This window comes from Rhodanobacter sp. Root627 (assembly GCF_001427835.1).
GTDB lineage: Bacteria > Pseudomonadota > Gammaproteobacteria > Xanthomonadales > Rhodanobacteraceae > Rhodanobacter > Rhodanobacter ginsenosidimutans.
The window spans coordinates 58,404-82,736 of sequence record NZ_LMGW01000001.1; the positions used below are offsets into that span (position 1 = coordinate 58,404).

Below are 24,333 nucleotides of genomic sequence, written 5' to 3' on the forward strand. Positions count from 1 at the left end.
TCAGGCGTCGCCGTGCAGTGCCTGCAACGCCGCAAGTGCCGCCATTCCCGCCGTTTCCGTGCGCAGGATGCGCGGGCCGAGGCGCAGGCCGGCAAAACCGTGCGCCGTGAGGGCCTGTATATCGCGCTCACCAAGGCCGCCTTCGGGACCGATCACCAGCGAGCCACCAGCCGGCCCGAAACGGAGATCGCGCGCGTTTTGCGTGCCTTCGGGTAACAGCGCCAGGCGCAGCGCGCCGTCGTCGGTCAGCTGATCCAGCCAGGCCTGCAGCGGTTGTGCGCCGAGGACCTCCGGCAGTCGCGCCCGTCCGCTCTGTTCACAGGCGCTGGCAACCACCGAACGCCAATGGGCCAGGCGCTTTTCCGCACGGGCGGCATCGAGTTTCACCTCCGAACGCTCCGTCAGCAGCGGCACGATCCGCGCCACGCCCAGTTCCGTGGCTTTCTGCATGATCAGGTCCATCTTCTCGCCACGCGCCACCGCCTGCGCCAGTGTCAGCCGCAGCGGTGATTCCGTCCCCGCCGGTTGGCCGGCGGCCACGCGCACCACGACCCCGCGCTTTCCGGTGCGCTCGATGGTGGATGGGTAGTCGTTGCCGTCGCCGTTGAACAAAGTCAACGGATCGCCGGCAACCAGACGCAGTACGCGCGCGACGTGTTCACCGGCCTGCGCCGGCAAGGCCAGCTCGGCGCCGGCCATCAGCGGTACATCAACGTGGATACGAATGGTGCGCATGGGAGCGATCCGCGATCGAGAGAGTCAGCCTGCCACGGCACGTTCGATACCGGCGATCGCGGTATCGACCAGCAAATCGATTTCCTGTTCCGTCACGACGTAGGGGGGCATGAAATACACCACGTTGCCCAGCGGCCGCAGCAACACACCCTGCTGCAAACCATGCAGGTAGACGCGCATGCCGCGCCGCTCCTTGCTGTCGAACGGCCGACGGGTGGCTTTGTCGGCCACCAGTTCCACCGCGGCGATCATGCCAGTCTGGCGCACATCAGCCACATGCGGATGGTCGCGCAGCGGGGCCAGTCGTTGTGCCAGATGGGCGGCCAGCACCCGGTTGCGATCAAGGACGGGCTCGTCGCGGAAGATCGCCAGGGTTTCCAGCGCCACGCGACAGGCCAGCGGGTTGCCGGTGTAGCTGTGCGAATGCAAAAACGCCTTGCCGGCGTTGTATTCGGCATAGAACGCGTCGTAGACGTCGTTGGTGGTGAGTGTCACCGAGAGCGGCAGGAAGCCGGCGGTGAGCCCCTTCGACAGGCACATGAAATCCGGGGACACGCCCGCCTGCTCGCAGGCGAACAGGCTGCCGGTGCGGCCAAAGCCCACGGCGATCTCGTCGGCGATGAAGTGCACCGAGAACTCATCGCACAGCGCGCGCAGGCCGACCAGATAATCCGGGTGATACATGCGCATGCTGCCGGCACACTGCACCAGCGGCTCGACGATCACCGCGCAGGTTTCGTGCGCGTGGTTTTCCAGCAGCGTGCGCAACTCGCGCAAGCGGCGGGCGGCCGTCTGCTGCGGGCTTTCGCCTGGTTCGCCTTCATAGGTATCCGGCGAAGGTGTCAGGAATGGTGTCAGCAGCAACGGTGCATAAGTCTTCCGATATAGCGCCACATCGCTTACCGACAACGCACCCAGTGTTTCGCCGTGGTAGCTGCCGCTGAGCGCGATGAAACGCGTTTTCTCGCCGTGGCCCTGGTTGAGCCAATAGTGGAAGCTCATCTTCAGCGCGACTTCCACCGCCGAGGAACCGTTGTCCGCGAAGAACACCTTGTCCAGCCCGGCCGGCGTAATGGCGACCAGCTTCTCGGCCAGCTCAATCGCCGGTTCGTGGGTGAAGCCGGCGAAGATGACGTGCTCCAGCGTGCTTGCCTGATCAGCCAGCGCGGCGGCGATGCGGGGATTGGCGTGGCCAAAGATGTTGGTCCACCACGAGCTGATGCCATCGAGATATCGGCGGCCTTCGGCGTCGATCAGCCAGGCACCTTCGCCGCGCACGATCGGTACCAGCGGTACGCTTTCGTGGTCTTGCATCTGGGTGCAGGGGTGCCACACATGTTTCAGGTCGCGCGTGGCCAGCGCGGCGTTGCCGCTTGCGGGGTGAGTCATCCGGTTATCATCGGCCCTGCGCCGTGATCACTCAAGTGTTGCGGCTTTTCATCTGGAAGCGCCTTGACGTATCTGCGGAAAATCCTGCTTGGCTTCGGCGTCGTGCTGCTGGCCGTGGCGGTGCTGCTGTGGTTTTTCCCGGCGCGCTGGGCGGTGGCGCTGATCGCGCCGCAGTTGCATGGCATGCAATTGCAGCAGGTTACCGGTTCGGTGTGGCAGGGCAACGCAGGGCAGTGGCGCGATCGCGAAGGCCACGATCTGGGGCGTGTGCAATGGCAACTGTCGCGCCGCGCGCTGTGGGGCGATGTGCGTCTGCAGATCGACATCGCCGGGCCGCAGCTGGATTTCAGTGGCAATGTGCGCAGGATTTCATCGGACACCTACGATTGGCGGAACGTACGGGCACGTGTGGCATTGGGCGCGCCTTGGCAAAGCTGGCTGACCAGCATCGGCACACCGCGCGGCGAAGTACAATTGTCAGTCGACCGTGCGCTGCTGCAAAACGGCTGGCCCATGGATTTGCAGGGCACGGCACATTGGCGCAATGCCACGATCCAAGGTGCTAACGACGAGGTGGCGTTGGGCGACTGGCAGCTGCAGGCACAGGCGCGCGACGGGTGGATCAAGGCACAATTCCGCAGCTACGGCGACGGGCCGCTGCGCGGGCACGGCCATCTGCAGGGCAATCTGCTCGGCTGGCGATTGCAGGCGACATTGCAGCCGCATGGTCCTGATCGCGCATTGCGCCAGTTGCTGCATCGATGGGGCACCGTCGGTGCCGACAGTACCGTACATGTCGACCGCCGTGGCGGCCTGGCCATCTGAATAGATTTTCCACGAACAGGAAACAACATGGATTCCGCAACACTCGCTCAGGCGCTTGCCGCCGCCAAGGAAGCTGCTGTCGCCGCCGGTGAGGTCATTCGCCACTACTGGCAACAGGGCGTGGCGGTGGAACTGAAAGAAGATGCCACCCCCGTCACCATCGCCGACCGCGAGGCGGAGCAGGCGATCCGCAAGATCCTGCAGGCGGCGTTGCCGCAGGCGTCCATCTACGGCGAGGAATACGGCCTGGATGGCGAGCGCGGCGGCCTGATGTGGCTGGTCGATCCGCTGGACGGCACCAAGAGCTTCGTGCGGCGCACGCCGTTCTTCTCGACCCAGATCGCGTTGATGGAAGGCAATGAGCTGATCCTCGGCGTGTCCAGCGCACCGATCTATGGTGAGGTGATGTGGGCCAGTGCCGGCGGCGGCGCGTGGATGGATGGCGTGCGGGTGCAGGTGGCGGGCACGTCAGCGATGGCGCAGGCATCAGTCTCCACCGGCAACGTCAAGACGCTGACAAGCGACGCGCGCTGGGATGCGCTGGGCGCGTTGATCCGCGACAGCAACCGCATTCGCGGCTACGGTGATTTCTGCCACTACCACCTGCTGGCGCGCGGCGGGCTGGATCTGGTGATCGAGTCGGACGTGAATATCCTGGATATCGCGGCGCTGGCGGTGATCGTGCGCGAGGCCGGCGGTGTGTTCACCGAACTGGACGGCGCCCCGTTGACGCTCGATACGCGCAGCGTGCTGGCGGGCACGCCGGCCATCCACGCACAGGCGCTGCAGCGGCTGCGCCTCTGAATCGCGTCGGCTGACGTCGCGCGGCGTTCGATTTCTGCGGTGCGGGCTTCTAGAATGGGCGGATGCCGAAACTGCCGATCATCCACGCCACGCGCGATGTCACCCACGGCCGTTTTCAGGTCGAACAAGTCGACCTGGAATTTTCCAACGGCGTGCGGCGCACCTACGAGCGCCTGAAAGGGGGCGGCCTGGGCGCGGTGATCATCGTGCCGATGCTGGACGACGACACCGTGCTGCTGATCCGCGAATACGGCGGCGGCGTGGGCCGTTACGAACTGGGTCTGCCGAAAGGCCGCCTCGACCAGGACGAGACCGCCGAGCAGGGCGCCAACCGCGAGCTGAAGGAAGAGGTCGGTTACGGCGCGCGCAAGCTGAAAATACTGCACAACCTGTCGTTGTCCCCCTCGTACATGACGCACATGGCGCATGTGGTGCTGGCGCAGGATCTTTACCCCGAGCGGCTGCCTGGCGACGAGCCCGAGCCGCCTGAAGTGGTGCCCTGGAAAATGTCTGAATTGCACACCCTGCTCGGTCGCGACGACGTCACCGAGGGGCGTTCGATCGCCGCGCTCTACATGGCGCACGAGTACCTGGCTGGCCGGTTCAAGCGGTCATGATCGCGCTTTCGTTGGCGCAGAAAGTCGGTGCCATCACGCGCGCTGCCGGCGACGCCATCATGGCGATTTACAGCGGCGATTTCGCGGTGCAGACCAAGGCCGATGCGTCGCCGCTCACCGCCGCCGACCTGGCCGCCCAGCAGGTGATTGCCACGGCGCTGGCCGAGCTCGATCCGCCGCTTCCCATCGTGTCCGAAGAAGCCCGTGCGGCGGATTGGTCGCAGCGCCGGCAATGGTCGCGTTACTGGCTGGTCGATCCGCTCGATGGCACGCGCGAGTTCGTCAAGCGCAACGGCGAGTTCACCGTCAACATCGCCCTGATCGACAACCACCAGAGCGTGCTGGGCGCGGTGCTGGCGCCGGTCACCGGTGATCTCTACGTGGCCGCGCGGGGCGCCGGTGCCTGGCTGCAGCAGAAGGCCGACGGACCGTGGCAACCGATCCACGCCCGCTCCTTGGCACAGCCGGCCACCGCTGCCGGCAGCCGTTCGCACGGTGGCCCCGAGCACGCCTTGCTGAGCCAGTTGGTGGGCGACGATTACGAACGCCTGCCGATGGGCTCTTCGCTGAAGTTCTGCCTGATGGCGCGGGGTGCTGCGGACGTCTATCTGCGGCTTGGACTCACCAGCGAGTGGGACACCGCCGCCGCGCAATGCGTACTGGAGGAGGCGGGTGGTGCGGTGCTTGATCTGGCCGGTGCGCCGTTCCGCTACAACCGCGGCGAATCACTGCTGAATCCGGAATTCCTGGCGGTCGGCGATGGTTCGGTCGACTGGTCAGCGCGCCTGCAAGCCGCCACACGGGATTGATGGGGTGACCCGGCGCGCCTCCGATCCGAGTGCGCTGGCCGGCATACCGCACGGCTTGCCCGCGTGGAAACGCGCAGAGCGGCTGCAGCAGCGTGCGGCCGCCACCGGCTTCGAATGGACCAATCCGCAACCGGTGCTGGACAAGCTGCGCGAAGAGATCGAGGAAGTGCGCGCCGAGTTCATCGCTGGCGCCGACCCGGCGCGACTGGAAGACGAGATTGGCGATGTGCTGTTCGTGATGGTGAACCTGGCGCGCCACGCCGGTGTGGATTTTCCGCGCGCGTTGCGCCACGCCAATGCCAAGTTCGAGCGACGCTTCCGGCAGATGGAACAACTCGCGGCCGACGATGGCGTCGAGTTTGCGAAGTGCAGTCTGGCCGAGCAGGAGCGGCTGTGGCAACGCGCGAAATCGGCGGAACGGCAATCATGAAAAACGCGCGAAGGTTGCCCTTCGCGCGTTGCGTTTCACGACAGGTGTCGTCTTGGGTTACTTGGCGGTTGCCGGAGCCGTGACACCCTGGGCGCGACGCGACTGCCACTCGGCGCGCATTTTTTCCTTCGTCGCCTGCATCTTCGCCTCGTTGGCGAGGCTCTCGTCCAGCCCCTTGCGCAAGGTAGTGATCGCCTGATCCGCGTTGGCGGGACGCGCCTGCAAGCGGGCCAGGTGGTGATAGACGTAATTGCGCACGCGCGGGTTCTGCGACCTGGCCAGCACGTCGTTGTACACCGCGGTCAGCTCCTTGCTGCGCCCGGACTCCATGTACAAACGCTCCAATTGGCGCAGGTCGCCGATCACGCCGCCGCGATCCTTGTTGAAGCCATGGCGCTGCATGCCGTGGCGATACTTGCCATGGTCGCGCATGCCCTGGACGCCATGCCCGTGACCGGTGGTGCCCTGCGTCGTCGCAGCGGGAGGCGTCGTGGCGGGGGCATTTTGCGCGATGGCGAACGACGCGGAACCGGCCATCAGCAGGGTCAGCGCGGAAGCGAGCAGTGTCTTGCGATGCATGGTGGATCTCCGTCGGTAGGTGGGGAGAAAAAACGTGCGGTCGCCATGCGCGTTGACAGGTGCATTCAAGCGCCGCTCAGTTTCGCCACCGACTAGCCCAGCCAGTGCCACACCAGATACACCAGTGGCGCTGCCACCAGCAGAAACGGAATCGACACCGCATGCAGCAGTCGCAGACCGCGCGGCTGTCGCGCCAGGCGCAGCGCAATCAGGTTGGCCAGCGAGCCCGTCACCAGGCCGAAGCCGCCCACGTTGACTGCCACCGCCAAGGCCACGGCATCCGGCGCGCGATCGAGCAACAGGACCGTGGCCGGCACGTTGCTGATCGCCTGGGATGCCACGATGGCGCCGAGGTAAACCGTCAATGGCTGGTTGAAATCCATGGTTTGCAGGGCACCGCGCACCCACGGCAACTCGGCGAAATGCCCCAGTCCCAGGAAAATGGCCGCGAACGTCAGCAGCAGCAACCAGTCCATCCGCCGCAGGCTTGCGCGCGCGCCCAGCACAAACAACAGCAGCAGAATGGCGGCGCCCAGCGGCGCGTGGCCGTGCTCCATCAGCACCACCATGCCGACCAGCGCCAGCGCGGAGCACACGCCGAGGCGGACGGAAATCGGGGTGCGGTCGAGTCGGTCGGTGGTCAGCGCCACCCGGCCGCGTGGCAACCAGAACACGGTGAGCAATGCCACCATCGCCAGCATCACGGCGGCGGCCGGCAACATCGCCGCGATGAACTGCGCGAAGCCCAGCGCCGAGTGCTGCCACAGCAGCAGGTTTTGCGGGTTGCCGATCGGGCTCAGCGCGGAGCCCGCATTCACCGCCAGCGCCTCCAGCACCACCATGCGCAGCACGGGCAGGTTCGACATCGTGCCGATCGCCAGCGTCAGCGGCACCACCAGGAACAGGCTCACGTCGTTGGTCAGCACCATCGACAACACGGCGGTAGCGGCCACCAACCCCAGGCCAAGCCCGCGCAGCGAGTGCGCCCGCGCCATCACCGCTGCGGCGGCATGCTGCACCAGACCGCTGTCGCGAACGCCCTGGATCGCCAGCAGCAATCCCGCGAGCCCGGTCAGCGTGGGCCACTGCAGCCAGCGCTGATAGTCGGCGGTAGGCCGAGGGTCGAGCAGTGCCAGGACGCCAGCGAAAACGGCGAACAGCAGCAACAGCCATTCGTCGCGCAACCAGGCGCGCCACGATTGTCGTGGCGAAGCGTCAGGCGTCATGGCGAACGGCGACCGTGGATGGGTGTGTCATTGGCGGGAGGAAACCTCACCCCTCCCGCAACAAGCGCATCGGTGGCGTGCGACTGACCTTGCGCGTGCCAACCAGCCCCAGCGCCATCACGACTACGGCCGCGACGATGGCGGCCAGTGCCAGCGGTGCCAGCGGCGGCGTGAAGTGCTCGATATGAAACACCGCGCGGCCCAGCCACCAACCCGCACCGGCGGCGCCCAGCGCGGCGGTGAGGCCGGCGATCAGCCCGAGCAGCGCGAACTCGCAGGCTGCCGCCACCCGCAACTGCGCGCGGCGGGCACCCAGCGTGCGCAACAGCGCGGCTTCGTGCTGGCGCTCCGCCGCGCTGGCGGCGAGTGCGGCGGCCAGCACCAGGGCGCCGGCCAGCAGGCTGAAACCGAGAATCCAGCGCACCGCATTGCCCACCCGGTCGACGATCTCGCGCACCCGGTCGAGCAACGAATCCACGTCGATCAGGCTGAGGTTGCCGTAGTCGCGCGACAGTTGCGCCAGTCCGTCGGCGTGGCCGGGTGGCAGGTAGAAGCTGGCCAGCCAGGTATGCGGCAGATCGCCGGCGTGGGCCGGATCCAGCATCAGGAAGAAGTTGACCCGGAACGAACTCCAGTCGACCTTGCGGATGCTGGTTATCGTCGCTTCGATGCTGCCCTCGCCGATGTCGAAGCGCAGCGTATCGCCCAGCTTCAGCGCAAACATGTCGCGCCACGTGGTGTCGACCGACACCTCGGCCTGCGCCGGATGCGGCCCCGGCCACTGTCCGGCGATCACCTGGTTGCTGGGCGGCAGGGCATCGGCCCATGACAGCCGCAGCTGGCGATCCGCGCGGTCGTCGGCGCGTTCGTCCTCGAAGTGCATCTGATCGATCGGCCGGCCATTGATCGCGGTGAGCTTGCCCACGGCCAGCGGCATCATGTTGAGTTTCTCGCCGCCGATCTTCTCCAGCGCCTGGGCAAAACCCTCGCGCTGATTGTCTTGCAGGTTCATGGCGAACCAGTTCGGTGTGTCGGCAGGCAGCTCCTGGCGCCAGCCCTGCAACAAAGACGGCGCCACGATCGCCAGCAACAGCAGCGCGCACATGCCGAGGCTGAGCGCGGTGGCCTGGATCAGGCTCAGCGTGCGTCGCCGCGCCAGTGCCGCCAGCCCCAGCCGCAGGCCGGGATGCGCGCCCGGCGCCACGCGCCGCGCCAGCCACAGCATCAACGCCGCCAGCAGCGCGGCAACCACGGCCACGCCGAGCAGGCTGGCGGCGAGGATGCCGGCCAGCGTCAGCGACTGGCTCTGCGCCCAGATCAGGCCCAGCGCTACCACCACGGGTATCAGGTACAGCGCATCGAAGCGTCGCGTTTTCCGCGTGGCGCTCTGGCGAAACACGGCCACCGGCGGCACCTCGGCCAGACGTGCCAGCGGTGGCAGAGCAAAACCGGCCAGCACCGCCAGGCCCATGGCGGCTGCCGCGAACGACGGCGCCAGCGGCAATGAGGTGGGCACCGAACCGAACAGCGTGCTGGCGAACAGCCACGCCAATTGCGACAAACCAAGAGCCAGCACGGCCCCAAGCACGGTGGCCGGAATGGCCAGCGCACCCAGGGTGCCCAGCAGCAAACCCATCACCTGCCGGCGCGGCGTGCCCAGGGCGCGCAGTAGGGCAACTTCGGCGGTCTTGCGCCGCGCATAGCGTTGCGCCGACAGCGCGATGGCGATGCCGGCCAGCAGCGCCGACAGCAAGGCAGTGAGGCGCAGGAAGGCGCCGGCGCGATCGAACGAGGTGCGCATGCGCTCCTGCGTCTGCTCGGGCGTGATCAGTTGGGCGCCTTGCGGCAGCGCGGAGGCCTGCACCTGCCGACGCCACGCGTCCACCGCGCCCGGTTCACCTGCCAGCAGCAGTTGATGGCGGGCGCGGCTGCCGGGATCGAGCAGGCCGGCCTGGCGCGCATCGGCCAGATTCATCAGCGCACGCGGCGCCAGCGCCAGCAGCTGGCCGCCATCGGGTTGGCGCTGGAGTTCCGCGGCGATGGTCAACTCGCGTCCGCCCAGTTGCAGCGGCTGCCCCACTTTCAGGTTGAGCGCCACCAGAGCGCGATGATCGAGATAGACCTGGCCCGGGGCAGGCGCCTGGCCTACATGACTGCGGCCCGCCGCATCGCCGAGTTGCAGCGTGCCGCGGAGCGGGTATCGCGGGCCGGCTGCCAACACGTCGAGCAGTTGGGTCTGCTCACCGGCAAACGCCACGCTGGGGAAACTGGCGCTGTGTGCGACCTGCAGGCCGCGCTGGCGCGCCGCGTCGGCATAGCTGTGGGGCAACGCCTGCGGTGAGGACAGCCCGATGTCGCCACCGATCAGTTCGGCCGCGCCAGCCAGCATGCCGCGCTCGATCCGTGCGGCCAGCGTGGCCACCACGCCCAGCGCCACCACCGCCAGCACCAGCGACGCGGCCAGCGTGCGCAATTCCGGCAAATGCCATTCCCGTCGCAAGCTGCGCAAGGCCAGCCACAGCATCCTCATGAGTGGACGCCTGCGGCCACGACGCGGCCTTCTTCAAGCTCGATCCGGCGGTCACAGCGCGCTGCCAGTTCGGCGTCGTGGGTCACCAGCACGAGGGTGGTGTGGTGATCGCGGTTCAGCGCAAACAGCAGGTCGCAGATGTGGTGGCCGGTGCGCTGGTCGAGGTTGCCGGTGGGCTCGTCGGCAAACAGTACGCGCGGGCCGTGCACGAAGGCGCGGGCGATCGCCACGCGCTGTTGCTCGCCACCGGAAAGCTGTGCCGGGTAGTGCCGCCGCCGCGACGTCAGCCCCACCGCGTCCAGCGCCTGGCGCGCGCGCGATCGGGCATCGCTGGCGCCCTCCAGTTCCAGCGGCAGCATCACGTTTTCCTCGGCGGTGAGCGCCGGCAGCAGGTGGAACGACTGGAACACGAACCCCACCAGTCGTCGGCGCAGATCGGCGCGCGCTTCCTCATCCAGCGATTCCAGCGCATGGCCGTCCAGATGGATGCTGCCGCTGCTGGACGTATCCAGCCCGGCCAGCAGGCCGAGCAGGGTGGTTTTGCCCGAACCCGACGCGCCCACGATGGCGAAGCTTTCGCCGGGAAGGATCTGCAGGTTCACCCCGCGCAGGATGTCCAGTGCGCCCTCGGGGCCAACGACCGACTTGCTAACATCGCAGGCCACGACAAGCGGATGGGAAGAATCACTCATGCATCGAAGCCCTGGTTGGAGGATATGGAGCGTATGGGTGCTGCTTTGTTGCATCGGTGTCGGCAGCGCGCAGGCCGCCACGCCGAAAACGGTATTGGTGCTGGGTGACTCGCTCTCCGCCGCGCACAACATTCCGGTCGAAGCCGGTTGGGTGCACTTGCTGGACACGCGTCTGGGCAAGATGGTGCCGGAATGGCGCGCGGTCAATGCCAGCATCAGCGGCGAAACCTCGCTCAGCGGCCGCAACCGCCTGCCGGCGCTGCTGCAGAAATACCGTCCGCACGTGCTGGTGATCGAGCTGGGCGCCAACGATGGGCTGCGCGGTTTGCCGTTGACTGCACTGCGCGACAACCTCGACGCGATGATCGTCGTGGCGCAAAAAAGCCATGCCCGGGTCTTGCTGGTGGGCATCGAATTGCCGGTGAATTACGGGTCCCGCTACCGTGACGGCTTGCGCGCGGTCTACGCGGATCTGGCAGCGAAACGGAAACTGGCGTTGGTGCCGTTCCTGCTGAAAGGCGTCGCGATGGACCCCGCCTTGATGCAAAACGATGGCCTGCACCCCGTCGCGGCGGCGGAACCGACCGTGCTGGAAACCGTGTGGGAAGGGCTGCGCCCCTTGCTGGAACCACCGCATTCCCCTCGTTCCTGAACGGCGCCCGAGCCGTCCACCGCCATTTCACGCATCCCTCACCCGGCAACCGTTTAGATCTTCACATTTGTGAAACCACTAACGCGCGAGGACGACTATATGACCGTACACGACGAGCAAGCCGGGTTGATCCTGTTGGTCGAAGACAATCGCCAGATCGCCGAGATGGTGGGCGAATTCCTTGAACGCCGTGGTTACTCCGTGGATTACGCGGCCGATGGCGTCAGCGGCCTGCACCTGGCGGTGTCCAACAGCTATGACGTGATCGTGCTCGATCTGATGCTGCCGGGGCTGGATGGGCTGGAGGTCTGTCGCAAGCTGCGCAAGGAGGCACAGAAATCGACGCCGGTGCTGATGCTCACCGCGCGCGACACATTGGACGACAAGCTGGTCGGCCTGGAAGCGGGCGCCGATGATTACCTGGTGAAGCCGTTCGAGGTGCGCGAGCTGGAAGCGCGCCTGCGTGCCCTGATCCGCCGCGATCGTCGCCAGGTATCCACCGAGGTGCTCACCGTGGGCGACATGACCCTGGATACCGCCACGCTGCGTCTGACCCGCGATGGGCAGGAACTGGTGGTGTCGCCGATCGGGCTGAAGCTGCTGGCGATCCTGATGCGCGAATCACCCCGCGTGGTCAGTCGCCGCGATATCGAGCGTGAGATCTGGGGCGACACCTTGCCCGACTCCGACACCTTGCGTTCGCACCTGTACAATTTGCGTCGCGTCATTGACAAGCCCTTCCCACGGCCCCTGTTACATACCATTCATTCGGCCGGCTACCGCCTCGCGGATCTCGATTCGGAGGTGGCGCTGTCCGCCCAGACGGCTTGATACCGACACGGCGAAGTCAATGGACGAAAGGGTGAAAACGACGCCCACCTACCGGGTGGGCGCCTTCCGCCGGCGCATCGCCTGGGTGTTCGGCCTGCAATTCGTGGCCGTCGTGATCATCTGCATCATGGGCATCTACGACGTGGCGCCGACGCTCGCCGTCGTCACCGTCATCGTCATCACCACCGTGCTGGGCTGGTTCGCCACCCGCCGCGAATGGCGGCCGGTACGGGCGCTGGCCCGACTGGTGGCCGGTTGGGACGGGAAGCAGCCGGACCCGAATGCGCTGCAACTGCACAAGCTGTCCACGCATACCGACGCCGACGTGGCGTCGTTGGCGCGCGGGCTGCACGGGTTCGCCACCCGCATCGCCGGCTACAACCAGCGCGAGCGCAACTTCACCCGCGACGCCAGCCACGAATTGCGCAGCCCGCTCACCGTGATCAAGATGTCGGTGGACATGCTTGCCGACGAGGATGGCATGACTGATTTCGGCAAGCGCTCGGTGAGCCGCATTCGCCGCGCCACGCGCGAGATGGAAGTGCTGGTCGAGGCCCTGCTGATCCTGGCGCGCGAGTCCGATACCGTCATCGACAACGAACGCTTCGTGGTCAACGACGTGTTGCAGCAGGAGCTGCAATCGGCCCGCGAACTGCTGATTGGCCGACCGATCGAACTGGAACTGGAAGAACCCGCACGGTTCGCGCTGGAAGGCTCCTCACGAGCGTTCTCGGTCCTGTGCTGGCAGTTGATCCGCAACGCCTGCCAGCAGACCGAACAGGGTCGCGTCATGATCACCGTGACGCCCGGCGTGGTCAGTGTCAGCAACCACGAGTCGGTGCAGCTGGTGGATGACACCCACCCCAAGCGGATGCACGGCGCCGACCGCCATGGCTTCGAGCTGGCCATCGCCCAGCGCATCAGCGACCGCTTCGACTGGCCGCTGGAGCTGCAGACCCATCCGGGTCACGAGAACATCGCCCGCATCCGCTTCCCGCATCCGCTGCCGGGCTAGCCCGACAGCAGACGTCGCGTCCCCTCAGCGCTGGAGCGATGGCGAAACAGTAAACGCGCAGCCCGTCTTCGCCTTCACGTCTTCCAGCGTGACGCCGCCGTTGAGCTCGATCAGCGTCAGCCCGTTGCCCTTGGCCACCTCGAACACGCACAGGTCGGTGATGATCAGATCCACCACCTGCTTGCCGGTGAGTGGCAGGTCGCATTGATCCTTGATCTTGGGGCTGCCGTCCTTCGCGCAGTGCTCCATCAGCACCACCACGCGCTTCACGCCACTGACCAGATCCATCGCGCCGCCGGGGCCCTTCACCATCTTGCCCGGCACCATCCAGTTGGCCAGATCGCCGTGCGCGGAAACTTCCAGCCCGCCCAGGATCGACAGGTCGATATGGCCGCCGCGGATCATCGCGAAGGAATCGGCACTGGAGAAGAAACTGGAGCCAGGCAGGGTGGTGATGGTCTGCTTGCCGGCGTTGATCAGGTCCGGGTCGAGCTGGTCCTCGGTGGGGAACGGGCCGATGCCGAGCAGGCCGTTCTCCGATTGCAGCGTGACGCTGACGCCTTCCGGGATATGGTTGGCCACCATCGTGGGAATGCCGATGCCGAGGTTCACGTAGAAGCCGTCGCGCAGCTCCTGCGCCGCGCGCTTGGCCATCGCCACGCGGGTGGGGTTTTCCTTGCCGGCGACGACGCCCGCAATGGTGCGGAACTCGATCCGCTTCTCGTATTTCTCGCCCTGCACAATGCGGTCGACGTAGATGCCCGGCACGTGGATGTTGTTCGGGTCCAGCTCACCCACCGGCACCAGATGCTCCACCTCGGCCACGCAGGCCTTGCCGCAGGTGGCGATCATCGGGTTGAAGTTGCGCGCGGTCTCGCGGAACACCAGGTTGCCGTGGGCGTCGCCCTTCCACGCCTTCACGATCGACAGGTCAGCATGGATGGCCTCCTCCAGCACGTATTCCTTGCCGCCGAACACCTTCGTCTCCTTGCCCTCCGCCAGCTTGGTGCCGAATGCAGTGCGCGTGTAGAAACCGGGGATGCCGGCGCCGCCGGCGCGCAGTTTCTCGGCCAGCGTGCCCTGCGGGGTGAGGTGCAGCTCCAGCTCGCCGGCCAGCGTCTGCCGCTCGAATTCCTTGTTCTCGCCCACGTAGGAGGCGTATACGCGCTTCACCTGATGGGTCTTCAGCAACGGGCCCATGCCGAAATCATCCACACCGGCATTGTTGCCGACGATGGTCAGGTCCTTGGTGCCGGCCTCCAGCAAGGCGCCGATCAGGTTTTCGGGGATGCCACACAAGCCAAAGCCACCGGCCGCGATCGTCATGCCATCGAACAGCAGGCCGTCGAGGGCTTGCGTGGCGCTGGGATAAACCTTGTCCATTGCACGTATTCCTGCAGGAAGAGTCGTCTCGCAAGAATACGACGGAATGGTTCGGCGAGCTTTGTGGGAGCGGCTTCAGCCGCGATGCTTTTGCTCTGAAGCCATACCAAACCCAAAAGTATCGCGACTGAAGTCGCTCCCACAAACATCGAGAGCATTGCGGCTGAAGCCGTCCGTAGTGCGACTTACCGAATCTTTTGCAACTGCGCAGGCGTCAGCGCGCCACTGATGCCGGTGCGGCTGCCGTCGGCGCGGATCACCAGGACACGAGGAGTCTCCCCACCCCAGTTCGGATCGAGCAGGAAATTGATGCGTTCCGGGCTGGCTTCGGCGTAGGCGCGGGCGGGGTAGGTGGCCATCTTCATCTTGCGCAGGCGTGCTTCGATCACCGGGCGCTGGGCGGTGATGTCGTCGGTGGTGACGGTGATCAGTTCGATCGACTTCGGATGCGCACGCTGCAAGGTGGCCAGCGCTTCCAGGTTGGATTCGCAATAGGCGCAATCCAATGACCAGAGCGCGATGATGCGCTCGCCGTGGGCGGGTGGTTGCAGCAGTGCCGGCACGTCGGTGCCCGCCAGCGGTTGCAACGAGGCAGCGCTGGCGAAGGTGGGGATCACCAGCAGCAAGAGGGCCAGCAGGCGTTTCATGGTGTCGACTCCGTGGCGATCAGGCGGAAGCCATCGGCAGTGTTCCATGCCGCGAATACGTGCCCGTTCTTCTGCAGCAGTTGCGGCGAGCCAACGGCGACAGTGCTTTGGGCGATGTCGCGGGCGGGGCCGAAATGCGTGCCGTTATCGGTGGAATGGCGCAGCATCAGTGAGTAGCCGGCGGCGTTGACCTGGTTCCACACCACCCAGACATCGTGGCCGTGCACCGCCACATCGGCATGGCTGGCGCCGGCGGTGGCGATGACCAATCGATGGTGTGGCGCGTGGCCGGGGTCGAGCTGGCCATACCAGATCGTGGGCTGGGTTTTTGCCTCGTACCACACCGCATGGCGGGTGCCGTCGGCGCCGATGGCCAGGCCCGGGCCGTGGTGCGGGCAGCCGGCGATATGCCAGTCGCTGAAGGTGGCGCGTGTGGCCGTTGCGGCTCGCCCTTGCGTGGTCAGTACGGCGTAGGCGTGGTCGCGGATGTTGTCGCCGTAGATGCTGCGGAAGAAGGCGGCGACGTCGCCTTGCGGCGTTGTTGCCAGGGCGATGCGGCAGCATTCGCAGCTCTGGTCGACCAGCTTGCGTTCGGGAACGAAGGTGACACCGCCGTCGTCGGACCAGCTGTAATACACCGCCGCCCCAAGGTACGGTTTTTTTGCGGCTTCCGCGGCCAGCAGGTCGCGCTTGTCGATCCAGGCGATCACGATACGGCCGTTGCCGTCGACCGCCAGCGCGTCGAAGCGGTGGGTGATTTCGGCGCGGTCGTGGTGCACGGTGATGGGCGTGGAGAAGTGCGCGCCGCCATCCAGCGAGCGGGCAAACCGCACGAAGCCGGTCCATGGCTTGGCGCGCGGCTGCGACCAGCTCACGTAGATTTCGTCATGCGGGCCGAACGCCAGCTTGGGGCGGTTCTCGCCTTCGGCGTAGATGCGTTCGACCTGGGCGTTCACCAGTATCGGTGCGCTCAGGCTATGGCCGTCATCGTCGGAATGGCGCAGTCGCACGTGGCCATCGACTGCATCCACCACCCACAACCGGCCGTGGCTGTCGAAGGCGGCGCTGGCGCCCAGCTCCGGCGCTTTCGCCATCTGGCCCATGTCGTGTGCGAGGGCCAACGGCGAGAGCAGGCACAGCAGGATGGCTAGCAAATGGCGCATCAGATTTCCTCGCGGTGAGCTTTGCTCCCTCCCCTGCAAGCAGGGGAGGGTTGGGGAGGGGTAACGCTCTTGATCGTGAGGCAAAAGCCTTACCCCCTCCCAACCTCCCCCTGCCTTGCAGGGGGAGGAGCAGAAGCGGTGTTCACAACTCCCAGCGCACCTCGCCGAACCAGGTTCGGCCAGCGTAGGGGTGGTAAACCCAGTAATGAGTATCGGTGAGATTGTCCACGCCCAGTGAAGCGGTCCAGTGCGGCGCGAAGGCCCAGCGCAACTTGGCGTCGGCGACAGTGAACGCGCTGACGGCGCCGTAGGTGTCGACGAAATCGCTGTTGTCCAGCGTGCCGTACTGGCGGCCGGAGCGGCGCACACCCAGCGAGGCATCCCAGCCGGGCGCGAAGCGGTAATCGGCGAACAGGTTGGCGCGCAGCCTGGGGATGCGCGGGAAGTGGTTGTCCTCGGCCCGCGGGAACTGGCGGTCGCGCAAGGTCTTGGCATCATTGAGTGCGAGGCTGGCGGAGATGTCGAGTCCGGACGTCCAGACGTCCGTCAGCACCAGCTCGCCTTCGATGCCGCGTGAGCGTACGAGGTCGATGTTCTGCACGCTGGTGACAGTGGGCGTCACGGTGATGTCGGTTTGCGAATACAGCGAATCGGCGATGCGATCCTGGTACAGCGACACGCGCCAGTGGCCCTTGTCCAGTTGGTGGGTGAGGGTGAGGTCGGCGGATTGGTCGCGCTCGGGGCGCAGCGCCGGGTTGTTGTTGACGATGGCATTGGCCGAGATCGAGCCCTGGAACAGCTCCGATACGGTGGGGTAGCGCACCGCCTTGCCGTAGGCCAGCCGCAACTGCCAGTCGCTGGCGAAATCCCAGGCCAGCGAGGCCTTGGGTGAGAAGTCGGTGCGCTGGCGGTTGGCGTAATGCAGGCTGCCGTCGGCATTGCCCAGCACGCCGCCATAGGCGCGCCATTGTTCCAGCCGCCCACCCACGGTGAGTGCCCAGGCTGGCGCAAACGCCCACACATCCTGCAGGTAGGCCGCGCGCGTCTGGGTGCGGCCAGCGAAGTGGCTGACCTGCGGGCCGTCGGCTGCACCCGTCCACCACTGGCTGCTGTTGCGCACGCGTGAATCCAGCAGGTAGCGATCGCCATGCACGCCGGCGTAGAGCATGTGGCTGTCGCCGACCGGTCCGGAGCTGCGCAGGTCGAAGGTGTCCCAGCCCGAGCCGCCCTTGTCCGCCACGGTGCCGGCGGCGCCGCTTGGGTTCAGCGCATTGCGGCTTTGCGAGCGCAGGAAGTCGTAGTGGCTGGCGACGGCCGTCCAGCGCCAGTCGTTGTCGAACTTGCCATTGAGTTCGATGCCGTAGAGCGCGTGGGAGTCGTTGGCGGAGGACGGTGCCAGACCGCTGGATGGCAAGGTCCAGGTTTTCCCGTTGGCGCTGATGACGCCTTCGTCCACAAGTTCGCCGGCCGCATTGCGGATCAGGCTGCGCGTGCGCTCGTCGGCGCGGTTGTGCCACCAGCCGAGGGTGAACAGGGCATCGACGTGCTCGGCAAGTTTCACGCCCAGCTTCAGCTTGGCCTGCGTCTGCACCGTGTGCTCGATGGTGTTGGCGCCATAGACCAGTCGCGGCGAACCGTTGGGATTGCGGTCGTTCGTGGCGCCTGTCACCGGCACTGCGACGGCGGCATCGCCACCGGCGCGGGCGGTGGCGTACTGCATGGGTTGGCCGTGGTTGTCGAGCCGGTTCACCGATACCAGCCAGCTCCAGCGGCCTTGCCGGTTGCCCAGCGTGGCGGAAAGCTGGTGGCCGTTGTAGTGACCGCCGGCGCCGTATGCGTCGCGGTAATCCTGGCTGAAGAATTGCGAACTGGCGCTGGCCATCAGGCGGTTCGGCAGGATGGTGTGGATCAGTACCGTGGTGCCCAGCGAGTTGCCGGGGTACAGCGCGGAGTAAGGGCCGTACAGGATGTCGACCGCGCCGATCTCCTGCGGTGCCACCATGCCCCAGCGCGGCGCGCCATCCCAGCCGTTGGTCATCAGGTTGGAAAGCAGCAGGCCGTCGGCGTAGAGCAGGCTGCGCGCGCTTTGAAGGGTGCCGGTGTTGCGACCGCTGATGACGGCGTTGGGGTCGCCGATATAGCGTTTGCGCACGATCATGTTCGGCGCGTATTTCAGTGCGTCGGCGCTGTCGCTGACGTTCTGCCGCTGCAGTTGGGCCCGGTCGACCCGCACCTGCACGCTTTCGGCGCTCATCACCTGGGTGTCGCTGGCGTGTACCGAGACCGGTGTCAGCGTGGTGGCTGCGGTGACGGTGTCGCTGGCCATCACCGGGCTGGTGGAGATCGCGAGTGCGGCTGCGCACAGACCGAGCGGGATGGCGTTCAAGCGGGACTCTGGATGGGGGTCTAGGGTTTCAGGATAGTCCGATGGCGCGCGCGCAAAAGATGGCGCGTTGTCGCAGTGGGGTGCGGACGTTGATGGGATGCGCGGGCATGACGAAAAGTGCCCGCCGGAGGTTTTTGTAGGAGCGGCTTCAGCCGCGATGCTCTAGCCTTGGAGCTCCAGAGCAGGAGCATCGCGACTGAAGTCGCTCCCACAATCAGTCGTCGCGGTCGGGGCGTTCGCGCACGGGGTGCTTGCTCAGTTTGCGCTGCAAGGTGCGGCGGTGCATGCCGAGCCGGCGGGCGGTTTCGGAGATGTTGCCGTCGCATTCGGTCAGCACGCGCTGGATGTGTTCCCACTCCAGCCGGCGCAGTGCCAGCGGTTGTTCGGGCGTATCGGGCAAATCGCTGTCGTCGCTTTCGTTGTCGCCGTCGAGCAGGGCGCGTACGACCGCGTCGGCGTCCACCGGCTTGGCCAGGTAATCGTGGGCACCACGCTTGATCGCCTCCACCGCGGTGGCGATCGAGGCGTAACCGGTCAGCAGCAATACTCGGATGTCCGGCACCAGCGTGTGCAGTTCGGGGATCAGGCGCAGGCCGTTGTCCTCGCCCAGCTTCAGGTCGAGCACGCAATAGCGTGGATGATGCCGACGCGCCAGCGCGCGGGCCTCGTCGAAGCTGGTGGCGGTGATGACCTCGAAGCCACGCGATCCCAGCGCACGCGCCAGCACGCGGACGAAGGTGGTGTCATCGTCGACCAGCAACAACGGACGGCCGGACAGCGGGCTCGGTGATTCGGTCATCATGTTCTCCATTCAGTTCCGCCATTTTGCCGCAAGTGTGGCGCGGGAAGGGGTTGCCGGTGCCGAATGATGCGCGACGCGATGGCGTGGGTCAGCGGATCACGGCGTTTCAGCGATCACCGCCAGCGGCAGGCGCAGGCACACCTCGGCGCCATTCCCGCTGTTGCGCGCGATGAGTTCGCCGTTGAGCCGCTCGGCGGTGGCTTCGGCCAGCGCCAGGCCGATGCCCAGGCCGGTCTGTTTCTGCGAGATGCCCAGCGCCATCTGCTGGCCGGCTGCCACGAACCCGGGGCCGTGGTCGCGCACGCTCAGTTGCAACCACTGGTTTTCGTGGTGCACGTCCAGCTCCACCTTGTGCGATTCGTGCACCGCGGACGCGTCGGCGGCGTTGTTGAGCAGGTTCAGCAAGGCGTGGCGCAGGCCCGGCGGCGTGCGCAGCACGATGGCGGCGGTGGCGGGGTTCAGTTGTACGGCGAGCTCCGCCTCGGGCCGCAGCAACTGGAAGCGCTCCAGGCAGCCGTGGATGAATTTCGCCACGCTCAGCCGCTCGGGTTCCTGCGACAGCTGCGCCTGGCCGAACGCCACCATCTCGCGCAGGATCGTGCGGCAGCGATCCACCTGGCCTTCCAGCAGCGCCAGGTCGTCGGTGAGCGGGGTGTCGGCGGCGTGTTCGCGGCGCAATTCCGGCAGCAGCGTGCGCATGGTCGACAACGGCGTGTTCAACTCGTGCGCGGCGCCAGCCGCCTGGGTGGCAATGGCCAGGATGCCTTCGTCGCGCAAGGCACGCTCGCGCACCCGCTGCACTTCCTGCTGCTGCAGGCGCAGCACGTTCGCCAGCCGGTTGATGAAGAAGCCCAGCAGCAGCGCGCTGATCACGAAGTTCACGCCCATGCCCGCCACGTGCAGCGAAAACCGGCCGCTGGCGTTTTCGTGCATCGCCGTCGGCAGCGGCACGTGCCAGTACAGCAGCACCAGGTAGGCGATACCGGCGAGCGTGGAGACCATTGCGATCGCCCGCGCGGACAACGCGGCGGCGGACAGCGCGATCGGCACCAGCAACAAGGTGATGAACGGGTTGCTGGCACCGCCGGTGAAATACAGCAGGTAGCCCAGTATCAGTGTGTCGAAGGCGATGTGGCCGATGGTTTCCGCCTGGCGCACCGGCCATGGCTGACGCAACCGCCAAGCGGCGAAAACCGCAAACACCGCCAGCAGCCCGATGCCGATCAGCAACGGCAACAGCGGGATCGGCAACTGCATCCACCACGCGCATACCAGCACCGCCACGCATTGCCCCGCGATGGCGCACAGGCGCAGCCACGCCAGCGTGCGGGTGAGGGCGAACGGTCCGACGCGTTGGGTCAGTCGATGCATGGGTCGGCGCGCTCGCTGATGGGTCAGGGGGAGGGCGGAATCGTTTCGCTGTGAACCGGAGGCAGCGGATCGTTGTTGTTGGCCGCCTCGGAATGGCTGGCGGACAATTTCTTCATCAACGGCAGCATCGCCAAGGCGATCAAGGTGCAGATCACGCCCGCCACGCCGAGCTGGTTGAACAGTTTGGTATAGATCGGCAGCGACACCATCGGATCGACCACATGCTGCGGGATGCTGGCAAAGTTCGCCACCACGCTGCCCAGATATTGTGCGATGCCCGAGGCGACGTAATACGCGCCCATCATGAAACCGCCCATGCGCGCCGGCACATAGCGGGCGATCATCGCCAGGCCCAGGCCGCTGACCAGCAGTTCGCCCAGCGAATACAGCCCGTAGCCACCCACCATGAACCACGACGAGATCTGGCCGTTGACGGCGAACTTCGCGCCCACGCCATACATGAAAAAGCCGGCGGCCACCGCCGCGAAACCCCAGGCGAACTTCACCGCCACGGCGGGATTCTTGCCCACCTTGCCCATCGCGTTGTAGATCAGCACCAGTACCGGGCTCAGCAGCACGATCCAGATCGCGTTGAGCGACTGGAACTGCTCGGGAATCCAGTTGAACAGGTGCAGGCCAAACACGTCGAAAGACAGGTCGACGTTCTTCTGCGCAAACAGGTTCAGCGAGGTGGACATCTGCTGGTAGAAGATGAAGAAGAAGATCGTCTGCACGGTCAACACCAGCGCGGCGACGAGACCGGCACGTTCGTGCTGCTGGCTACTGCGGATCAGGTGGATGAAGATGCCCAGGATCGCCACGCCGGCCGCATACACGCACACGCGCGCCACCGTCTCGCTTTGCAGGATGAAGGCGGCAATGAACACCATCACCGCGCCGGCGGCCAGCACGCCGCCCAGGCGTTTGAAGTTCACCGGCTCGCCATCCGCGGGCGCGCCCACGTGCGCCAGCGTGCGATGCATCAGCGAGTAATTGATCAGCCCCAGCAGCAGGCCGATCGCGCACACGCCGAACGCGGTATGCCAGCCCCAGGCGTCGCCGTATTTGGCGCCCACGTAGTCACGGATCCACGGCGTCAGCAGCATCGAGATGGTCGAGCCGATGTTCACCGCCATGTAGTAGATGGTGAATGCGCTGTCGATCTTGGTGTCGTCGCCCTCGTAGATCTTGCGCACCAGATTGCCGGCGTTGGGCTTGAAGAAGCCGTTGCCCACGATGATCACGCCCAGCGAGCAATACAGCAGATACGGGTGGCTCGAGGGAATCCACAACATCGCGTAGCCAAACGCCAGCACCACCGCGCCCAGCAACATGGTGCGGCGGGTGCCGATCAGCTTGTCGCCGACCCAGCCGCCGATCGCCGGTGTGGCGTAGATCAACGCCGCCGCCGCGCCCCACACCAGGTTCGCCTTGCTGTCGACGAAGCCCAGCCGCTTCACCATGTAGGTGACCATCAGCACCTGCATGCCGTAGAAGCCGAAGCGCTCCCACATCTCGATCAGGAAGACGGTGCTGAACGAGCGGGTTTGTGAAACCGGGGGGTTCTGGGTTGCCATTGACGATTCCGTACACGATTCAAAACAACAGTGCGGCAGGCACAGGTACATGCGCGGCCGTACTGCACCACAACCGGGCGAGGGTACCCCACTTCGGCGCAGGCGCTAGCTGCACTGCGGCGTGACAGCGTGGGCAAATCGTGGACGATCCGGCCTGGTTTTCAATGTTGCACCAGGCCTGCTGTGGCATCATCGACGCTCGGCGCCATCGCCACCTGACCGAGAGTTTCATCCGCCATGCCCCATGGTTTCAGCAGCGAGGCCGCGTTCCGGCCACAGCTTTCCGATGGTCGATCGCGCAGTGGGGACGCCGTACATGGCTGCTGAAGGTTTTCGCGGGCCACGGCAAGTCTGGAACGCCTTCCGCTGGTCGATGAAAGGCCTGAAGGCCGCCTGGCGGCACGAGGCCTCGTTCCGGCTGGAGGCCTGCCTGGCGATCGTGGTGGTGCCGCTGGGCTTGTGGCTGGGGCATGGGCCGCTCGAGAAGCTGGCGCTGGTCGGCCCGCCGCTGCTGGTGCTGTCGGCGGAGTTGCTCAATTCGGCGATCGAGGCGGTGGTGGACAAGGTCTGCCCGGAGATCCATGAACTGGCCGGCAGGGCCAAGGACATGGGCTCGGCGGCCGTGTTCGTGCTGATGATGCTGGTGGTATTGAGCTGGGTACTGGTGCTCGGGCCGCGCTTTTTCGGCTGAGACACAGGCGGTGACACGCGGCGGGACCGCGTTGCACCGTGTTGCAGGGGGACAAATCATGGCTTGCAAAAAACCCTGTCTGCGTGGGGCCTTGGCCGCGTTTGCCGCAAGCCTGTGGCTGCTTTCCGCTGCCGCGCAGGGCGCCGTGGCGCCGTTGTCCACCCACGGCAACAAGGTGCTGATCGGCGGCCAGCCGGGCAGCGTGTCGGGCAACAGCTTTTTCTGGAGCAACACCGGCTGGGGCGGTGAGCGCTTCTACAACGCCCAGGCCGTGGCCTGGCTGAAAAAAGACTGGAACGCCGGCATCGTGCGCGCCGCCATGGGCGTGGATGCGCCTGGCGGCTATCTGGCCGATGCCTCGAACAGGCAGCGCGTGGCGACCGTGGTGGACGCCGCGATCGCCAACGACATGTACGTGATCATCGACTGGCACTCGCACCATGCCGAGCAGTACCGCGCGCAGGCGGTCGCCTTTTTCCAGGACATGGCGCGCACGTACGGCCATCGCGACAACGTGATCTACGAGATCTACAACGAGCCGCTGGACGTTTCGTGGCACGACGCGCTGAAGCCGTACGCCGAAGCCGTGATCGGCGCCATCCGCGCGATCGACCCGGACAACCTGATCGTGGTGGGCACGCCGCACTGGTCGCAGGATGTGGACGTGGCCGCCAGCGATCCGATCACCGGCTACGCCAACATCGCCTACGCCCTGCATTTTTACGCCGGCACACATGGCCAGGCGTTGCGGGACAAGGCACAGGTGGCGCTGGACAAGGGTGTACCGCTGTTCGTGACCGAATGGGGCACGGTCAACGCCAATGGTGATGGCGCGGTGGCCGAGGGCGAGACCGCCGCGTGGATGGCCTTCCTCAGGACCAACCACATCAGCAACGTCAACTGGAGCATCACCGACAAGGCTGAGGGCGCCGCGGCGCTGGTGCCCGGTGCCAGCGCCACCGGCGGCTGGGCCGAGGCGCAGCTCACCGCGTCGGGGGCGCATGTCCGGACGATCGTGCGCAGCTGGCCGGCGCTCGATGCGGGCGGCTGGCCGCGGCGTCGGTTGCGCATGTCCACGATTGCCGACCGGGGCGCTGCCGGCCAAGCTGTGATAGCCGCCGCGCAAGAGCCGTGATGTGACAGCCGGCTTGCCGAGGCCCGGCTGGCGTCGATTTGCGC

At 66.2% G+C, this 24,333-nt stretch carries 22 protein-coding genes and 1 pseudogene; 10 read left to right on the forward strand and 13 right to left on the reverse strand.

Going from position 1 to position 24,333, the window contains the following annotated elements:
• Together ASD68_RS00305 and ASD68_RS00310 are read right to left on the reverse strand one after the other, a co-directional pair.
• Positions 1-735, reverse strand: coding sequence for a 16S rRNA (uracil(1498)-N(3))-methyltransferase (locus tag ASD68_RS00305; protein WP_056602421.1), 735 nt, complete (start codon positions 733-735; stop codon positions 1-3).
• A gap of 24 nt (positions 736-759) precedes the next feature.
• Positions 760-2,124: an adenosylmethionine--8-amino-7-oxononanoate transaminase gene (locus tag ASD68_RS00310; protein WP_056602424.1), complete on the reverse strand. Its 1,365-nt coding sequence runs from the start codon at positions 2,122-2,124 to the stop codon at positions 760-762.
• 63 nt (positions 2,125-2,187) lie between these two features.
• Here ASD68_RS00310 and ASD68_RS00315 point away from each other — a divergent pair, with 63 nt between their 5' ends.
• The 5 genes and pseudogenes from ASD68_RS00315 to ASD68_RS00335 all read left to right on the forward strand — a co-directional run.
• Entirely contained in the window at positions 2,188-2,949 is a 762-nt protein-coding gene (locus ASD68_RS00315; RefSeq protein WP_056602426.1) for a type II secretion system protein N, read from the forward strand.
• Positions 2,950-2,976: 27 nt separating this feature from the next.
• Positions 2,977-3,753, forward strand: coding sequence for an inositol monophosphatase family protein (locus ASD68_RS00320; protein WP_056602428.1), 777 nt, complete (start codon positions 2,977-2,979; stop codon positions 3,751-3,753).
• Positions 3,754-3,815: 62 nt separating this feature from the next.
• Entirely contained in the window at positions 3,816-4,370 is a 555-nt protein-coding gene (gene nudE / locus ASD68_RS00325) for an ADP compounds hydrolase NudE (protein WP_056077415.1), read from the forward strand.
• A complete protein-coding gene (cysQ, locus tag ASD68_RS00330; RefSeq protein ID WP_056602429.1) occupies positions 4,367-5,179 on the forward strand; it encodes a 3'(2'),5'-bisphosphate nucleotidase CysQ in 813 nt (270 codons plus the stop codon). The genes nudE and cysQ overlap by 4 nt, the downstream gene beginning before the upstream one ends.
• 22 nt (positions 5,180-5,201) lie before the next feature.
• Positions 5,202-5,609, forward strand: a pseudogene (locus ASD68_RS00335) (MazG nucleotide pyrophosphohydrolase domain-containing protein); the annotation flags it as partial.
• Between the two features lie 57 nt (positions 5,610-5,666).
• On the opposite strand, the gene ASD68_RS00340 reads toward ASD68_RS00335, so the two are convergent.
• The 4 genes from ASD68_RS00340 to ASD68_RS00355 all read right to left on the reverse strand — a co-directional run bounded on the left by ASD68_RS00340 (position 5,667) and on the right by ASD68_RS00355 (position 10,636).
• Entirely contained in the window at positions 5,667-6,188 is a 522-nt protein-coding gene (locus tag ASD68_RS00340; protein ID WP_056602431.1) for a hypothetical protein, read from the reverse strand.
• Between the two features lie 92 nt (positions 6,189-6,280).
• Positions 6,281-7,414, reverse strand: a complete 1,134-nt coding sequence (locus ASD68_RS00345) for an SLC13 family permease (RefSeq protein WP_056602433.1) — start codon at positions 7,412-7,414, stop codon at positions 6,281-6,283.
• Between the two features lie 46 nt (positions 7,415-7,460).
• On the reverse strand, positions 7,461-9,944 hold the full coding sequence (locus ASD68_RS00350; protein WP_056602435.1) for an FtsX-like permease family protein: 2,484 nt from the start codon (positions 9,942-9,944) through the stop codon (positions 7,461-7,463).
• The gene (locus ASD68_RS00355; RefSeq protein ID WP_056602437.1) at positions 9,941-10,636 is read right to left on the reverse strand and encodes an ATP-binding cassette domain-containing protein; all 696 of its coding nucleotides are present in this window, start codon (positions 10,634-10,636) and stop codon (positions 9,941-9,943) included. The genes ASD68_RS00350 and ASD68_RS00355 overlap by 4 nt, the downstream gene beginning before the upstream one ends.
• Here ASD68_RS00355 and ASD68_RS00360 point away from each other — a divergent pair.
• From ASD68_RS00360 to ASD68_RS00370, 3 genes are all read left to right on the forward strand, one after another.
• Positions 10,635-11,288, forward strand: a complete 654-nt coding sequence (locus ASD68_RS00360; protein ID WP_056602439.1) for an arylesterase — start codon at positions 10,635-10,637, stop codon at positions 11,286-11,288. The two genes, ASD68_RS00355 and ASD68_RS00360, sit on opposite strands and share 2 nt — an antisense overlap.
• A gap of 99 nt (positions 11,289-11,387) precedes the next feature.
• Positions 11,388-12,119, forward strand: coding sequence for a response regulator transcription factor (locus tag ASD68_RS00365; RefSeq protein ID WP_007079979.1), 732 nt, complete (start codon positions 11,388-11,390; stop codon positions 12,117-12,119).
• A 19-nt stretch (positions 12,120-12,138) separates the two neighbouring features.
• The gene (locus tag ASD68_RS00370; RefSeq protein ID WP_056077436.1) at positions 12,139-13,134 is read left to right on the forward strand and encodes a HAMP domain-containing sensor histidine kinase; all 996 of its coding nucleotides are present in this window, start codon (positions 12,139-12,141) and stop codon (positions 13,132-13,134) included.
• A gap of 24 nt (positions 13,135-13,158) precedes the next feature.
• Here ASD68_RS00370 and ASD68_RS17445 read toward each other — a convergent pair whose 3' ends face one another.
• The 7 genes from ASD68_RS17445 to ASD68_RS00405 all read right to left on the reverse strand — a co-directional run bounded on the left by ASD68_RS17445 (position 13,159) and on the right by ASD68_RS00405 (position 22,463).
• Entirely contained in the window at positions 13,159-14,517 is a 1,359-nt protein-coding gene (locus ASD68_RS17445) for a 3-oxoacid CoA-transferase (RefSeq protein WP_056602441.1), read from the reverse strand.
• A gap of 185 nt (positions 14,518-14,702) precedes the next feature.
• Positions 14,703-15,164, reverse strand: a complete 462-nt coding sequence (locus ASD68_RS00380) for a hypothetical protein (protein WP_056602443.1) — start codon at positions 15,162-15,164, stop codon at positions 14,703-14,705.
• Positions 15,161-16,327, reverse strand: a complete 1,167-nt coding sequence (locus ASD68_RS00385; protein ID WP_056602445.1) for a sialidase family protein — start codon at positions 16,325-16,327, stop codon at positions 15,161-15,163. The genes ASD68_RS00380 and ASD68_RS00385 overlap by 4 nt, the downstream gene beginning before the upstream one ends.
• Positions 16,328-16,469: 142 nt before the next feature.
• A complete protein-coding gene (locus ASD68_RS00390) occupies positions 16,470-18,713 on the reverse strand; it encodes a TonB-dependent receptor (RefSeq protein WP_056602447.1) in 2,244 nt (747 codons plus the stop codon).
• A gap of 214 nt (positions 18,714-18,927) precedes the next feature.
• Positions 18,928-19,512: a response regulator transcription factor gene (locus tag ASD68_RS00395; RefSeq protein ID WP_056080690.1), complete on the reverse strand. Its 585-nt coding sequence runs from the start codon at positions 19,510-19,512 to the stop codon at positions 18,928-18,930.
• A gap of 99 nt (positions 19,513-19,611) precedes the next feature.
• A complete protein-coding gene (locus ASD68_RS00400; RefSeq protein WP_056602449.1) occupies positions 19,612-20,886 on the reverse strand; it encodes an ATP-binding protein in 1,275 nt (424 codons plus the stop codon).
• Between the two features lie 23 nt (positions 20,887-20,909).
• Positions 20,910-22,463 (reverse strand): oligopeptide:H+ symporter, encoded by a 1,554-nt coding sequence (locus ASD68_RS00405; RefSeq protein WP_056602451.1) that lies wholly within the window; start codon positions 22,461-22,463, stop codon positions 20,910-20,912.
• Between the two features lie 316 nt (positions 22,464-22,779).
• Between ASD68_RS00405 and ASD68_RS00410 the strand changes: the two genes are divergently transcribed.
• Together ASD68_RS00410 and ASD68_RS00415 are read left to right on the forward strand one after the other, a co-directional pair.
• The gene (locus tag ASD68_RS00410; RefSeq protein ID WP_056080693.1) at positions 22,780-23,154 is read left to right on the forward strand and encodes a diacylglycerol kinase; all 375 of its coding nucleotides are present in this window, start codon (positions 22,780-22,782) and stop codon (positions 23,152-23,154) included.
• Between the two features lie 58 nt (positions 23,155-23,212).
• Positions 23,213-24,289, forward strand: coding sequence for a glycoside hydrolase family 5 protein (locus ASD68_RS00415; protein ID WP_082545900.1), 1,077 nt, complete (start codon positions 23,213-23,215; stop codon positions 24,287-24,289).
• The last annotated feature ends 44 nt before the right edge of the window (positions 24,290-24,333 follow it).